Origin of the sequence: Nocardia sp. MDA0666 (assembly GCF_003023875.1) — a bacterium.
Classification (GTDB): domain Bacteria; phylum Actinomycetota; class Actinomycetes; order Mycobacteriales; family Mycobacteriaceae; genus Nocardia; species Nocardia aobensis.
In genome coordinates this window covers 1-14,264 of the sequence record NZ_PYHT01000029.1, presented here as the reverse complement: position 1 = coordinate 14,264, position 14,264 = coordinate 1, and the positions used below count along the sequence as shown (strand labels likewise).

The window sequence follows — 14,264 nt, the reverse complement described above, 5'->3', positions numbered from 1 at the left end:
ACCATGACCGCAGCTGGTGAATATGTCGATGTCGTCATCGTGGGCGCCGGTCTGTCCGGAATCGGCGCCGGTTACCGCGTGCAGACGGAATTGCCCGGAAAGTCCTATGCGATTCTCGAGGCGCGCGAGGCGCTGGGCGGCACCTGGGACCTGTTCCGATACCCCGGCATCCGGTCCGATTCGGATATGTTCACCCTCGGCTACCCGTTCGAGCCGTGGCGCGATGCCAAATCGATCGCCGACGGTCCCTCGATTCTGCGCTACATCACCGAGACGGCGCGCCGCCACGGGATCGACAAGCATATTCGCTACGGCACCAAAGTCGTTGCGGCACAATGGTCCAGCGCCGAATCGCGCTGGACGCTGACCGTGCGGCAGGGCGATGCGGAGCGCACTCTGAGCTGTCGCTTCCTCTATTCGTGCTCCGGCTACTACAACTATGACCAGGGGCACGCCCCCGAATTCCCGGGCGTGGAAACGTTTTCCGGCACCATGGTGCATCCGCAGTTCTGGCCGGAGGATCTCGACTACGCCGGCAAGAAGGTCGTGGTCATCGGCAGCGGTGCAACCGCCGTGACGCTGGTTCCGGCGATGGCCGAAGAGGCCGAGCGGGTGACCATGCTGCAGCGTTCGCCGACCTGGATCTCCGCGGTCCCCGGCCGGGACAAGCAGGCCGACAAGATTCGGGAACTGCTGCCGGCGGGCTTGGCGCACCGGGTGATCCGCACCAAGAACATCCTGTTCAACGTCGGTTTCTACCAGTACTGCCGGCGTCGCCCGCAGGCCGCGCGCAAGCTGCTGACCGGGCTGACCACTCGCATTCTCAAGGACGAGAAGCTGGTCGCCGAACATTTCACCCCGGAGTACAACCCGTGGGATCAGCGGCTGTGCGCGGTGCCGGACGCCGATTTCTTCAAGGCGATGCGCAAGGGCAAGGCCGAGGTGGTCACCGATCACATCGACACCTTCGTGCCCGAGGGCATCCGCCTGAAGTCGGGCCGGGTGTTGCCCGCCGACATCGTCATCTCGGCGACCGGTCTGAAGCTGCTCGCCTTCGGCGGCATCACGCTGGAGGTCGACGGTGAGCCGGTGAACCTGTCCGACCGGTTCGTCTGGCAGGGCACGATGCTCACCGGCGTCCCCAACTTCGCGGTCTGCATCGGCTACACGAACGCGTCGTGGACGCTGCGCGCCGACCTGACCTCGCGGCTGGTGTGCAAGGTGATCGCCCATATGGACCGGCGCGGATACGAGGCGGTGGTGCCGCAGCCGCAGGCCGAGCTCACCGAACATCCGCTGCTCGACCTCGCCTCGGGCTATATCCAGCGGTCCATCGGCGACTTCCCGCGGCAGGGCGACCGGCATCCGTGGAAGGTGCGCCAGAACTACCTGCTGGATTCGGCCACGACCATGCGCACGAATCTGGACAAGACGCTGCAGCCGGTCCGGCGCACAGCGGTGCTGTCGAACGCCTGAGCGCGGCGCCGGACCGGTCCGTTCAGCTCGCCCAGGGGCCGACCCCGCCGATCTTGTCGATCCGTACGCGGGTCAGCAATCCCGGCGGGGCGTCTGCGGGCGGGAAGTTCAGTCCCGGTGCGGCCAGTACGGCGGCCAACTCCTTCAGGAGTTCGGGCGCACCGCCCTCGACGATGCGCGCGGTGCCGGTGACCGACAGGTACGGGCGCATGAACTCGCTCGGCTGATCCGAGACGATGGTCAACGCCACCCGCGGATCGCGGCGGACGTTGCGCACCTTCAGATATTCGCCGAGATGTGCGCTGACCAGCTCGTCGCCCTCGGGGGTCGACTGCAGCGCCACCCAGACGACGGACATCTGCGGGCTGCCGTCGGCATTCAGGGTGACCAGGGTCGCGTTGGCGCCGGCGCCGACGAATTCGCGCGCGGAATCGGGAAGTCGCATATCCGCTCCGACGCCTGCGTGAACCGATTCATTCCCGCGGTATCCGCAGCCGCCGCGCGGCCGGGACGCGATGTCTGATTTCCGCCGGTATTCGATCCGGGGCTCCGGCAGATTGGGGAGCGTACGGATCGAATACCGAAAGGATCAGCAATGACGGTCTACACGACGACGGCGAGCCCGCTCGGTGAGCTGATGCTCGTCGGCGAGCCGCGCCCGGCCGGTGTCGCGCTCACCGCCCTGTCCATCGCGGGCGGGAAAGGTGGTGGAGCGCAACCTGATTGGATCGACGATCGCGCACCGTTCGCCTCGGTGATCGACCAGCTCGACGGCTACTTCGCCGGGCAGCGCACCCGTTTCGAACTCGACTACGCGGTCGAGGGCAGTGAATTCCGGCGTCGGGTGTGGCAGGCGCTCGACGACATCCCGTACGGCCGCACGGTGACCTACGGCGATATCGCCGCCCGGGTCGGTGCGCCGCGGGCGGCGGTGCGGGCCGTCGGGTCCGCGATCGGCGCCAATCCGGTGCTGATCGTGCGGCCGTGCCATCGGGTGATCGGCGCGAACGGCCGCTTGACCGGCTATGCGGGCGGGATCGACCGCAAGCGGCAGCTGCTGGAGCTCGAACATGCCGCGTGAGGCCGGCCCGGCACCGACCGGTCCGGGGCTCACCGCGACGCCGTTCGGCGCTCGGGTAGATGCGCAGGACTGGACGCGGATAGCGGACGAACTCGACGAGCACGGATACGCGCTCAGCGGATGCCTGCTGAGCGCCGACGAGTGCCGTACGCTCGCGGCGCTGTACACCGAGGACGACCGCTTCCGCTCCACCATCGAGATGTCGCGCCACCGTTTCGGGTCCGGCGAGTACCGCTACTTCACCCACGATCTGCCCGCGGCGGTGTCCGAGTTGCGTGCCGCGCTGTATCCGAAACTGCTGCCCATCGCGCGGAACTGGGCGCAACGACTGGGCCGCCCCGGTTCGTGGCCGGACGGCCTCGACGACTGGATCTCCCAATGCCACCGGGCCGGGCAGCATCGCTCGGCGCAGATTCTGCTGCGCTACGGCCCCGGCGACTGGAACGCGCTCCATCGAGACCTCTTCGGCGACATGATCTTTCCGCTGCAGGTGGTGATCGGACTCGATGCCGCCGGCTCGGACTACACCGGCGGCGAATTCCTGATGGTCGAACAACGCCCGCGCGCCCAATCCCGCGGCGCGGCAGTCGCTCTGCCGCAGGGGCACGGGCTGGTCTTCACCACCCGGGAACGCCCCGTACGGTCCGCGCGCGGCTGGTCGGCCGCGCCCATGCGCCACGGCGTGAGCGTGGTGCGCAGCGGGCATCGCCACACTCTGGGCCTGGTTTTCCACGATGCGTGAGGATTGCGGCGCGGGTGGTGAGGACGGAATCGCGGCGCGGGATTACGTACTGCTCGACGCGGATGCCGTGCCGTACCGCAGCCCGATCGCGGGCACCGTCGGCGGCCATCGGCGTCAGCGCATCTACGGGCGGCTGGACTGTCCGGCGGCACTGCGCGCACTGCGTCGCGGCAATTACGCCGCATACCGGGTGTTCTTCGCCGACGAGGCCACCGCCGTCGCCGCCGGATATCGTCCGTGCGCGCGGTGTCTGCCGGAGGCGTATCGGCGCTGGAAGTCCGGGCGTTCAGATGCTGCGCTGCCGCCGCCGGATCGGCGGCCGGGGCGGACCGATGTGCCGGTGCACCAACTGCAGGGCGGCCAGCAGGATCAGCGAGAATCCGGTGGACAGATAGTCCTCGGTCAGCACGCCGAGCACGGCGAGGCCGCCGAAGACCGGTAGTTCCAGCCACGAGCACCAGGCCAGTAGTCGGAGCCGGGAGGCGTGGGAATCGAGCCAGGCCAGTCCGTCGTCGACGATGTCGGCGGCCGTGTCGAACTCGACCAGCCCGTCGCCCACCTGCACGAAGCGATGTACCGCCTGCTCGCGACTGATCCGCCCCAGCCACACCTCGTCGATGAGCCGCTTACCTTCGACCGCAACTTCCGTGACGACCGCGTCCATTCTGCGCCAGTCCCTTTCCAGTTGGTCTCGCAAAGTGTAAGCGCCGAGGGCCGCAATCACCCCGCAATCCGGCCCTCCCAAGGCTGGGTGGCGCGACACGGGCGGGCCGGGACCGTGCGGGCGCGATGGCCGATCGAGGCGAATCGGACAGTGCCGCAGCGCACCCGGATCTCACGAGAAGGCGGCCCCGAAAGTCTTGGCGACGAACGGAATTCGGTACCGCCGCCATTGATCGCGTGCGCGTTCCCGCTTTTCGAAATAAGGTATGGAATACCTTCCTGTGCAATGGTTTACCTAAATTCGGGCAGCCTTTCTTTGCTGGCGGAGAAAAGGCTGCCGAGTTATTTTTGTCCGGTGCAAGCGGATACGGCGGTAATGGAGAGTGCGGTCCGGCCGGAAACTCACGGCCCGGGCTTGTCGGTGCGACTGAATTGGCTGCGGGCCGGGGTGCTGGGTGCCAACGACGGAATCGTCTCCGTCGCAGGGATTGTCGTGGGTGTGGCGGCGGCCACCACGTCGACGTCGGCGATCGTCACCGCGGGCGTCGCCGGACTCGCCGCGGGCGCGGTGTCGATGGCGCTGGGCGAGTACGTCTCGGTGAGCACCCAGCGCGACAGCGAGCGCGCGGTGCTGGCCGTGGAACGGCGCGAACTCGCCGAGGACCCGGCGGGTGAACTCGCCGAATTGGCCGCCATCTACGAGGGCAAGGGGCTGACGCCGGCCACCGCGTGGAAGGTCGCCGAGGAGTTGACCGCCAAGGACGCGTTCGCCGCGCACGCCGAGGCCGAATTGGGAATCGACCCGAGCGAGCTGACCAACCCGTGGCATGCCGCGCTGTCGTCGGCGACGGCGTTCACCATCGGCGCCCTGCTGCCGCTGCTGGCCATGCTGGTACCCGCGGCGATCCGGGTTCCGGTCACCGCGGCGGCGGTTCTGGTGGCCCTGGCCGCGACCGGCGCCGTCGGTGCCCGGCTCGGGCAGGCGCCGGTGCGGCGCGCGACGATTCGCGTGCTGGCGGGCGGTGCGCTGGCGATGGCGACGACCTATGCGGTCGGCCATCTGGTCGGGATCGCGGTCTAGCGGGCGGTCGGGGCGGCAGGCGAAATCAGCGGTTCCGGAACCGGTTTCCCACGCGCAGCCGGTCCATGACCGCGCGCATCTTGGCTTGCCGGTGCGGATCGCCGATCCGGAATTCGACGTGCACGACGGGATGGGATGCGTCGATCAACGCCACGGTTTCGCGGTCCGTGGAGTGAGCAGCGCGGGGTGAAGCGGTCATAACTCCCAGTGTGCACCCGCGGCTATTTTCTGGCAATGTGTTCTGCCGCTCTGTCGCTTTCGAAACCCAATCGAAATGCTCGGGGATGCAGTCGCTTACACCGCCGCGCCGCCGCCGCTCACGGCCGGGAGCCGACCAGGTCCCGTTTGCGGGCCTCCCGGGCCAGCGCCCGGTCACGCTGTTCTTCGAAACGCGCACAATCGTTTCGCAGTTTCTCCAGGAATTCCCCAAGGGTATCGCGCGCCCGGTCGCCGCGTGCGGTGAAGTCGTTGCGATCGAACACATTCCACTTGCGCAACACCGGCATCACCACGTCGTCCAGATGCTGGCGCAGATCGTAGATTCCGTGCTTGGCCATCAGCACGCCGTTGCGCCGCCAATCCGGCATTCCCGCGCCCGGCATCTGGAAATTGCACACGATATCGGTAATCGCCTCCAACGCCTGGTCGGGCGCCAGATCCAAAGCCGCCGCGCACATATTGCGGTAGAAGATCATGTGCAGGTTCTCGTCCGCGGAGATGCGCGCCAGCATGCGGTCGGCGACCGGATCCTCGCAGACCTTGCCGGTGTTGCGGTGTGAGACCCGGGTGGCCAGTTCCTGGAAGGTCACGTAGGCGACCGAGTGCAGGAATCCGGTGCCGGCCCGCTCCACCACGCTGGCCTTGTCGCTTTCGCGCACGAGTTTCATCGCGTCGTAGCCGTTGGTCATGTGGACCATCCGGGCTCGCTCCAGGGCCACGGGGTCGACCGCGCGGGTGACGACCAGATAGTCGCGAATCGCTATGCCGTGCCGGTTCTCCTCGGCCGTCCAGCGCCCCACCCAGGTGCCCCAGGCGCCGTCGGCGGAGAAGTTCTCGGCGATCTCGCGATGGTAGGACGGCAGATTGTCCTCGGTGAGCAGATTCGTCACCATCGCGGCGCGGGCGACCTCGCTCAGCCGTGACTGGGCGGGGTCCCAATCGGTTCCGCCGAGGGCGGCGAAATTGCGCCCCGCGTCCCACGGGACGTAGTCGTGCGGATGCCACGTCTTCGCCATCGACAGATGTCGATGCACGTTGCTCTCCGCCACGGGCTCGAGTTCCAGCAGCAACTCGAGTTGGGTGAGATTCCTGACCACGGTGTTGCCCTTCCTCGTTGTGGATCGCCGTGCGACGCTGCGGGAAGAAACCGGTACAGTGCAGTCACGACCGGGTTGCCGGGTGGCACTCAGGGCTGCGCCGGTCGTGTTCGCCTCGCTAATGTAGCCGCTCCACCGCCACCGTTGTCGCTCCAGCTTGTATTCGCCGCAGTGTTGCCCCTGTTCCGCAGTGTTGCCTGTCGAAAGTGAGCCGAGAATGACGGTTTCCAGCCGTATGCGCTACCGCGATGTCGTCGTCACCAGCCTGGCCGCGACCACGTCCATCGCCGGTGATGTCGACTCCACGTGGAAGGGACTGTTGAACGGTGAGAGCGGAATCGACGTACTCGACGACGGTTTCATCGACCAGTTCGAACTTCCGGTTCGCATCGGCGGTCACCTCAAGGTTGTTCCGTCCACCGTTCTGAGCCGCGAGGAGACCCGCCGGCTGTCCTACGTCGAGCAGATGGCGCTGGTGCTGGGGCGCGAGGTGTGGCGCAACGCCGGTGCGCCCGAGGTCGATCCGGAGCGGCTCGGCGTCTCCATCGGCACCGGGCTGGGTGGCGTGGAGGCGCTCATCGACGTCAAGGACAAGATGGCCAACGGCGGATATCGCCGGGTCAGCCCGCTGGCGGTGCAGATGATCATGCCCAACGGCGCGGCCGCGGTGGTCGGGCTGGAATTGGGCGCCAAAGCCGGTATCGCGACTCCCGTTTCGGCGTGCTCCTCGGGGTCGGAGGCCATCGCCAACGCGTGGAAGATGATCGTGATGGGCGATGCCGATGTGGTCGTGACCGGCGGTGTGGAGGGGTCGATCCAAGCCGTGCCGATCGCCGCCTTCACCATGATGCGCGCGATGAGCACGCGCAACGACGATCCGAAACGCGCCTCGCGCCCGTTCGACACCGATCGCGACGGGTTCGTCTTCGGTGAGGCGGGCGCGATGATGGTGCTCGAATCCGAGGACCACGCCCGGGCCCGCGGCGCCACCGTGCACGCCCGGCTGCTCGGCGCCGGTCTCACCTCCGACGGTTTCCACCTGGTGGCGCCGGATCCGGACGGCAAGGGCGCGGCACGCGCCATCGCCCGCGCGTTGCAGACCGCAGGATTGTCGAAAACCGATGTGGCACATGTGAACGCGCATGCCACGGCGACCCCGATCGGCGATACCGCGGAGGCTCGCGCCATCGCCGCGGCGGTCGGCAGCCACGCCTCGGTCTACGCACCGAAATCGGCGCTGGGACATTCCATCGGCGCCGTCGGGGCGCTGGAATCGGTGCTCACGGTGTTGTCGATCCGCGACAGCCTCGTCCCGCCCACACTCAACCTGGAAAACCAGGATCCGGATGTCGATCTGGACATCGTCAAGGGCCAGGCCCGGCCCGGGCGGATCGACTATGCGGTCAACAATTCCTTCGGATTCGGCGGCCACAACGTGTCGTTGACCTTCGGCCGGTACTGAGTTGCCCGGCCGGAGCCCCGCCGAGGGCGGGGCTCCGGGCTTTCGTTCCTGCGTGACTGTTCGTGCGTGACGTTCGTGCGTGAAAAGGATGAGGGAATGATCGGCGAAACCTTCGATGACTATCTGGATGAAGACGGCAACATCAGCATCCTGGGCGATGCGACCCTGATCGATTTCGTCGACAAGCACAGCGCGGCGAACGGGGACGAGCTGGCCTACCGCTACATCGACTATTCGCGCGAGCGCGACGGTGAATACCACGAGCTCACCTGGCGTCAGTTCGGTGCGCGGTTGCGGGCGGTGGCGGCCCGGTTGCAGCAGGTGACCCGGCCGCGGGACCGGGTGGCGGTGCTGGCGCCGCAGGGCCTGGACTATGTGGTGGCGATGTTCGCGGCGGTGTACGCGGGCAATATCGCTGTGCCGCTGTTCGACCCGGAGGAACCCGGCCACACCGACCGGTTGCACGCCGTCCTCGGCGACTGCCGGCCGACCGCGATTCTGACCTCGAGTTCCGCGGCGGGCGGGGTGCGGGAATTCTTCCGCGGTATGCCGGCCGGGCAGCGACCGCGCATCATCGCGGTCGACGCGATACCCGACAGCGTCGGCGTGGGCTGGACCCAACCGGACATCACCATCGACAGCGTCGCGTATCTGCAGTACACCTCCGGCTCCACCCGCACGCCCGCCGGCGTGGAGATCACGCACCGCTCGGTCGGCACCAATCTGCTGCAGATGATCGACGCGCTCGGGATCGACGAAACCGCCCGCGGCGTCACCTGGTTGCCGCTGTTCCACGATATGGGCCTGCTGTGTGTGATCCTGCCGGCGATCGGCGGCAAGTTCATCACCATCATGTCGCCGAGCGCGTTCGTCCGGCGACCCTATCGCTGGATCAAGGAGCTGGCCGCCGCCTCCGACGGCGCCGCAACCTATGCCGCCGCACCGAATTTCGCCTTCGAGCATGCCGCCGCGCGGGGGCGGCCGAAGGCGGGGGAGCACCTCGATCTGTCGAATGTGATCGGCCTGATCAACGGCAGTGAGCCGGTGTCGGTGTCGTCGATGGCGAAATTCAACGATGCATTCATGCCCTACGGCTTGCCGAAGACGGCGATCAAACCGTGTTACGGGATGGCGGAGGCCACCCTGTTCGTGTCGGCCACCCGGCGCGAGGACGCCGCACGGGTCGTCCACGCCGACCGCACCCGGCTCAACGCCGGGCACCTGGTCGAGGTCGATCCCGATGCGGAAAACGCCGTGGCACAGGTGTCCTGCGGATATGTGGCGCGGTCGCAGTGGGCGGTGATCGTGGACGACAACGGCGCCGAACTACCGGACGACAGGGTCGGGGAGATCTGGTTGCACGGGGAGAACATGGGCATCGGCTACTGGGGCCGTCCCGAGGAGACCGAGGCGACCTTCCACAACCGGCTCAGCGTCCGGCAGGCTGCTGGCAGTCACGCCGAAGGTACTGCGCCGCAAGCTTATTGGATGAGCACCGGCGACTATGGCGTGTATCACTACGGCGAGTTGTACATCACCGGCCGCGTCAAGGATCTGGTGATCGTCGACGGGCGCAACCACTATCCGCAGGATCTGGAGATGTCGGCACAGGAGTCGTCGACCGCACTGCGGCCGGGTTTCGTGGCCGCCTTCTCGGTGCGCGGTGACGAACTGCCCGCGGACCTCGCCGCCTCCGGGTGCGGCGGTGAACATCTGGTGATCGTGGCCGAACGGGGAAGTGGCGCAGCCAAACTCGACGCGGGTCCGGTGGCGGAGGTAGTGCGGGCCGCGATTTCGGCGCGCCACGGGGTAACGGTGCGTGAACTGCTCCTGGTGCCGGCCGGATCGATTCCCCGCACGTCGAGCGGCAAGATCGCCCGACGTGCTTGTAAGGCCGCGTATCTGACGGGAACCCTGCGTGGCGGCCACTGGCAGCAGGCCTTCCCGGATGTCTCCGACGAGTAGCCGAGGCGGATCGGGCGAGTGGATTAGGTGAGGCAATCCTCGTGTGCCCGTTGAGATGTCCTCTGGGCACCGGATTGTCCGGTACTTGTCCGTCGGCAACGGCCCGCTATGGAGTTACCGTGTAGCTACATCAACATGTAGAACCGGATATGGGGCAATGTCATGGAGTTGTCTACCGATTATCTCATTGTGGTGATGGCACATTCGGCGCCCACCCGGCCGTTGACGGTGGAACGTGCCCACCAGGTGATGCAGTTGCACACCGATTGTTCGACCGACGGCTGCGGCATCAAGCAGGCGGCGTTCGACGCGCTGGTAACCGCCGGGCATATCGTGCCCGACAGTTGCCGGCATCGCGGGTAGCGTGCGTCGGTCGGCGTCGGGGACGCCGACCGGCACACGTGATCCGATCGATCCTCAGAGCCGTTCGATGATGGTGGCGTTGGCGAGCCCACCGGCCTCGCACATCGTCATCAGGCCGTAGCGGCCGCCCGACTGTTCGAGGTGGTTGACCAGCGTCGCGAGGATGCGGACGCCGGAGGCGCCGAGCGGATGCCCCAGCGCGATGGCGCCGCCGCGGGGGTTCAGCCTGGCCGGGTCGGCGTTCAGTTCGCGCGCCCACACCAGCGGGACGGGCGCGAAGGCCTCGTTCACCTCGTAGGCGTCGATGTCGTCGATCGACAGTCCGCCACGGGCCAGCACCTTCTCGGTAGCGGGGACGACCGCGGTCAGCATCAGCAGCGGGTCGTCGCCGGTGACGGCGAACGAGTGGAAGCGGGCGCGCGGGCGCAGGCCGAGGGCGGCGGCCTTCTCCTCGCTCATGATCAGGGCCGCGGAGGCGCCGTCGGTGAGCGGGGAGGAGTTGCCCGGCGTGATGGACCACTCGATCTCCGGGAAGCGGGCCAGATACCGGTCGTCGGCGAAGGCGGGACGCAGACCGGCCAGGCCCTCGACGGTGGTGCTCGGCCGAATGGTCTCGTCGGCCTGCAAGGTTCCGGCCGCGACGATCTCGCGATCGAATCCGCCCGCCGCGGCGGTTTCGGCGGCCAGCCGGTGCGACCGAGCTGCGAATTCGTCCAGGGCGGCGCGGTCGAACTTCCAGCGTGCGGCGATCACTTCGGCCGAAATACCCTGCTGCACAAGACCTTCGGGGTAGCGATGGGCGATCGGGCCGCGATTGGCATCGGCGCCCTGGCCGTTGGAGAACATCGGGACCCGCGACATCGACTCCACTCCGCAGGCGATGGCGATGTCGTAGGCGCCGGCGATCACGCCCTGCGCGGCGAAGTGCGCGGCCTGCTGGCTGGAGCCGCACTGGCGGTCCACCGTGGTGGCGGGAACGGCCTCCGGGAATCCGGCCGCGAGCACCGCCGTGCGGGCGATGTTGAACGCCTGTTCCCCGCTCTGGGTCACACAGCCGGCGATCACGTCGTCGACCAGCGCCGGATCCAGGTCGTTCCGTGCGACCAGGTCGGACAGCACTCCGGCCAGCAAGGTGGCCGGGTGGACCTGGGACAGGCCGCCACCGGTTTTTCCCTTACCGGACGGGGTCCGGACGACATCGACGACGACTGCCGTGGTCATAGCCACTCCGATCGATCAAAGTTACTAGAGGTTCTTCCATAAGTTAACACCGATTCGCTTCTTTTCCGAGAGTGGGCTCGGTTTGCCGGGCCTCCGCGGCCCGGCGGCGGCGCGGCTCGCGGGCGTCGTCGGCTGCTGCGCGGTCCCCGGATGTGGCAGACTCGGCACGGCACGATGCGGCCGGTCGACGACCGTATGCGGAAGGTGATGCGGGAGTTGGGATGGCGAGTGCGCTGAGCGCGATCGAACAGCAGGTGGCCGACCACAGACGGGCCGCCGCCCAGGAACGTTCGGCCGAGGCCGAACTGCGCCTGGCGACGTCGCTGTGCGAACTGGCCAGGGCCTGCCTGGACACCAAGGCCGAGGGCGCCGACCGCGACCGCGCGCCCGCCGCGCTGGAACCCGCCCAGGAGGCGGTGCTGATCCGGTTGCACTGGCTGACCGCCGGTCATGTGACCGCGCAATTCGCCGGGCAGGTCACCGAGGCCCTGCGACTGTTCGAACAGGCCGCCCGCACCATCGGCCATCGTGAACTGGCCACCGCGACAATCCGCCAGGCCTGCGACGCGTATCACCAAGTGGCGCAGAACTATCCGATGGCGGCCGGGGTGTGCGCCGACGGTCTGTCCAAATGCGGGGTGTGGCTGTGCCGGCTGGATCCGGAGTCGGCGGTGGCGGCCAGTGCCGAGGCGGTGCGCATCCGCGCGGGCCTGTTCGCCGCCAATCCCGATCAGGCGGGGCGCTATCTGGCCAGCCTGAACATGCTGCTGCGCACGCTGATGATCGGCCGCGGGCGCAAGCAGGCGCTGGCGACCTATCGCGAACGGTATTCCGCGTGGACCACGCCGGAGATGACGACCCGGCTGCGGGAGACCTCGATCGACGAACTCGAGTTCACCAGCAAAACCCATGCCGCCCTGGTGAAGTTGGAATGTCCGACGCTCGAGCGGGCCGGATATCTCACCCAGCAGCAGATTCTGTACCAAACCGCCGGTGATCTGACCACGATCGAGGAGATCAACTGGAAGCTCGGCCTGGTCGGGCTCAAACCCCTCGCCGCCGGTGCGCTGGCGGACCCGCCGTCCAAGCCGATGGAGATCGCGACTTCCTACGGTGCGTTGAGTGTGCGCTGCGCCGCCGCCGACGCCGTGGCCCGGGTGCGCGCGGCGGTGATCGAGGCCTATGCCGCCGACGGCGCGCATCCGGTGGACAGCAGTGCCTTCGCCGGAGTCGGCGAAACCCATTGGCATATGCCCGATCCCGCCCTCAACGCCGCTCCGAACCTCGGTGACGACGTGGTGCTGCTGCAGCGCGCGGGCAGCTGGGTGCATGTGCTGAGCCTGTTCTGGGAACTCGCCCCCACCGGCAAAAATCCTCTGGCGCTGCGGCTTTCGCGGCAGTGGCCGGTGCTCGCGGTCAACACCATCGAGAATCTGACCTACGAATTGTGCTGGTACGCCGACGGTGCCGCCCGGCAGTTCGCCGCCCTGGGGCGACCGGCCGGGCAGGAGCCGCTGGACGAACCGCTGGCGCCGTTGGATTTCGCGATGCTCGCCGACTACGGCGCCGACTACGCCTCCGAAACCCAGGTCCGCGCGGCGTTCGGCAACTCCGGCATGTTCGCCAAACTGACCAACCTGCCCGCCAGCGGTATCCGGCAGGCCGGGCAGGCGCGTGCCCTGGCCGACTACGGCGACCAGATCCTGTTCTTCCGCGGCGGCGCACCGCAGAGCTGATCCGCCGCGCGGTGTTGTCACCGCCGGCGGATACCGTCGACACCATGACACTCTCGGTCGGATGCGCGCAGTGGACGCACGAGGCGTGGCGCGCGTATCAGCCGGATTCGCGACGGCGCCTGGGCGGGTATGCCCGGTACTGCACCGCGGTGGAGGGCAACACCACCTTCTACGCGACGCCGACTCCGGCCACCGTGCGGTCGTGGGTGGATCAGACACCCGAGGACTTCCGCTTCGTGCTGAAGCTGCCCAGAACCATCACCCACGAGCGCCGGATGCGTGGTGCGGAAACAGAATTGGCGGAATTCCTGCGCGCGGTCGAACCACTCGGGCCGCGCATTCACGCGCTGTGGGCGCAATTGCCGGCCTCGTTCGGGCCGGACGATCTCGGCGTGCTCGCCGGACTGCTGCACCGCCTGCCGCGCCGGTATCGCTGCGCGGTCGAGGTGCGCCACCGCGCCTTCTTCGCCGACCCCGAGGCCGCCGGCCGGTTGGAGTACGTGCTGGAACGCGTTGGCGCCGAATGGATTCCGTTCGACACCACCACCCTGTTCGCCGCGCCGCCGCGCAGTCCCGGCGAATACGAGGCGAGCGCGAAGAAGCCGCGGCTGCCGCGCCGCTTACGCGCACTGACCGAATATCCGATCGTGCGGTATCACGGCAACGACGATATCGAGGCGACCGTCGCCGGCTGGCGGCCGTGGCGCGATCTCGTCGTCGAGTGGTTGCGCGAGGGACGGTCACCGACGGTCTTCGTTCACACTCCGGACAATGCGGATTCGTTACTGCTGGCCCGGCGGTTCTACGATGACGTGCGGTCCGGCGGCGCGGAGCTTCCGGCCCTTATGGATCCGGCGCCGATCGAGCCGATGACCTTGTTCTGAGGAAATGAACGACCGCCGTACGCCCTCTGTATACGCTTCGAATCAACTCCACCATCCACGGCCGAACCGAAACAGGGCTTGGAAATATGACCACTTCGACCACCCGGGAGCCGGCGGCGCAGCCGGCCTCGGGCCCCGCGCCGAGCACTCTGTCGCATCGGCAGATTTTGACTATTTTGTCCGGTTTGTTGCTGGGGATGTTCTTGGCGGCGCTGGATCAGAATATTGTGAGTGTGGCGATCGTTCGGATCGCGAATAGTTTGCATGGTTTCGA

At 67.6% G+C, this 14,264-nt stretch carries 14 protein-coding genes and 2 pseudogenes; 11 read left to right on the top strand and 5 right to left on the bottom strand.

The genetic code is table 11. The annotated features are described in order from the left end of the window. Positions 1 to 3: 3 nt before the first annotated feature. The gene (locus C8258_RS28280; RefSeq protein WP_106957760.1) at positions 4 to 1,476 is read left to right on the top strand and encodes an NAD(P)/FAD-dependent oxidoreductase; all 1,473 of its coding nucleotides are present in this window, start codon (positions 4 to 6) and stop codon (positions 1,474 to 1,476) included. 22 nt (positions 1,477 to 1,498) lie between these two features. Here the strand turns inward: C8258_RS28280 and C8258_RS28275 are convergent, their stop codons facing one another. Continuing rightward, complete coding sequence (locus tag C8258_RS28275; protein WP_106957759.1) at positions 1,499 to 1,921, bottom strand: PPOX class F420-dependent oxidoreductase; 423 nt, start codon at positions 1,919 to 1,921, stop codon at positions 1,499 to 1,501. Positions 1,922 to 2,071: 150 nt separating this feature from the next. Here C8258_RS28275 and C8258_RS28270 point away from each other — a divergent pair, with 150 nt between their 5' ends. From C8258_RS28270 to C8258_RS33415, 3 genes and pseudogenes are all read left to right on the top strand, one after another. Beyond that, positions 2,072 to 2,557, top strand: coding sequence for a methylated-DNA--[protein]-cysteine S-methyltransferase (locus tag C8258_RS28270; protein ID WP_106957758.1), 486 nt, complete (start codon positions 2,072 to 2,074; stop codon positions 2,555 to 2,557). Continuing rightward, positions 2,547 to 3,299 carry a 2OG-Fe(II) oxygenase gene (locus tag C8258_RS28265; RefSeq protein WP_106957757.1) on the top strand — a complete coding sequence of 251 codons (753 nt, stop codon included), beginning with the start codon at positions 2,547 to 2,549 and terminating at the stop codon, positions 3,297 to 3,299. The genes C8258_RS28270 and C8258_RS28265 overlap by 11 nt, the downstream gene beginning before the upstream one ends. Then, positions 3,292 to 3,582, top strand: a pseudogene (locus tag C8258_RS33415) (Ada metal-binding domain-containing protein); the annotation flags it as partial. The gene C8258_RS28265 and the pseudogene C8258_RS33415, both read left to right, overlap by 8 nt. 3 nt (positions 3,583 to 3,585) lie before the next feature. Here C8258_RS33415 and C8258_RS33410 read toward each other — a convergent pair. Beyond that, positions 3,586 to 3,963, bottom strand: a complete 378-nt coding sequence (locus C8258_RS33410; RefSeq protein ID WP_030516063.1) for a hypothetical protein — start codon at positions 3,961 to 3,963, stop codon at positions 3,586 to 3,588. A 375-nt stretch (positions 3,964 to 4,338) separates the two neighbouring features. On the opposite strand from C8258_RS33410, the gene C8258_RS28250 reads away from it, so the two are divergent. Next, positions 4,339 to 5,043: a VIT family protein gene (locus tag C8258_RS28250; protein ID WP_106957756.1), complete on the top strand. Its 705-nt coding sequence runs from the start codon at positions 4,339 to 4,341 to the stop codon at positions 5,041 to 5,043. Between the two features lie 25 nt (positions 5,044 to 5,068). On the opposite strand, the gene C8258_RS32710 is transcribed toward C8258_RS28250, so the two are convergent. Beyond that, positions 5,069 to 5,242, bottom strand: a complete 174-nt coding sequence (locus C8258_RS32710; protein WP_156055668.1) for a hypothetical protein — start codon at positions 5,240 to 5,242, stop codon at positions 5,069 to 5,071. A 118-nt stretch (positions 5,243 to 5,360) separates the two neighbouring features. Beyond that, a complete protein-coding gene (locus C8258_RS28245; protein ID WP_106957755.1) occupies positions 5,361 to 6,359 on the bottom strand; it encodes an acyl-ACP desaturase in 999 nt (332 codons plus the stop codon). Positions 6,360 to 6,576: 217 nt separating this feature from the next. Here C8258_RS28245 and C8258_RS28240 point away from each other — a divergent pair, with 217 nt between their 5' ends. The 3 genes from C8258_RS28240 (at position 6,577) to C8258_RS28230 (ending at position 10,149) form a co-directional block, all read left to right on the top strand. Then, the gene (locus C8258_RS28240; RefSeq protein ID WP_106957754.1) at positions 6,577 to 7,821 is read left to right on the top strand and encodes a KasA/KasB family beta-ketoacyl-ACP synthase; all 1,245 of its coding nucleotides are present in this window, start codon (positions 6,577 to 6,579) and stop codon (positions 7,819 to 7,821) included. A gap of 96 nt (positions 7,822 to 7,917) precedes the next feature. Continuing rightward, entirely contained in the window at positions 7,918 to 9,786 is a 1,869-nt protein-coding gene (gene fadD32, locus C8258_RS28235) for a long-chain-fatty-acid--AMP ligase FadD32 (protein WP_199195880.1), read from the top strand. A gap of 162 nt (positions 9,787 to 9,948) precedes the next feature. Next, positions 9,949 to 10,149 (top strand): hypothetical protein, encoded by a 201-nt coding sequence (locus C8258_RS28230; protein WP_062963520.1) that lies wholly within the window; start codon positions 9,949 to 9,951, stop codon positions 10,147 to 10,149. A 54-nt stretch (positions 10,150 to 10,203) separates the two neighbouring features. Here the strand turns inward: C8258_RS28230 and C8258_RS28225 are convergent, their stop codons facing one another. Next, the gene (locus C8258_RS28225; protein WP_106957753.1) at positions 10,204 to 11,370 is read right to left on the bottom strand and encodes a thiolase family protein; all 1,167 of its coding nucleotides are present in this window, start codon (positions 11,368 to 11,370) and stop codon (positions 10,204 to 10,206) included. Between the two features lie 221 nt (positions 11,371 to 11,591). Between C8258_RS28225 and C8258_RS28220 the strand changes: the two genes are divergently transcribed. From C8258_RS28220 to C8258_RS33405, 3 genes and pseudogenes are all read left to right on the top strand, one after another. Then, entirely contained in the window at positions 11,592 to 13,106 is a 1,515-nt protein-coding gene (locus C8258_RS28220; RefSeq protein WP_106957752.1) for a hypothetical protein, read from the top strand. 44 nt (positions 13,107 to 13,150) lie between these two features. Beyond that, entirely contained in the window at positions 13,151 to 13,990 is an 840-nt protein-coding gene (locus C8258_RS28215) for a DUF72 domain-containing protein (RefSeq protein ID WP_106957809.1), read from the top strand. A gap of 86 nt (positions 13,991 to 14,076) precedes the next feature. Continuing rightward, positions 14,077 to 14,264 (top strand): annotated as a pseudogene (locus C8258_RS33405) (MFS transporter); the annotation flags it as partial.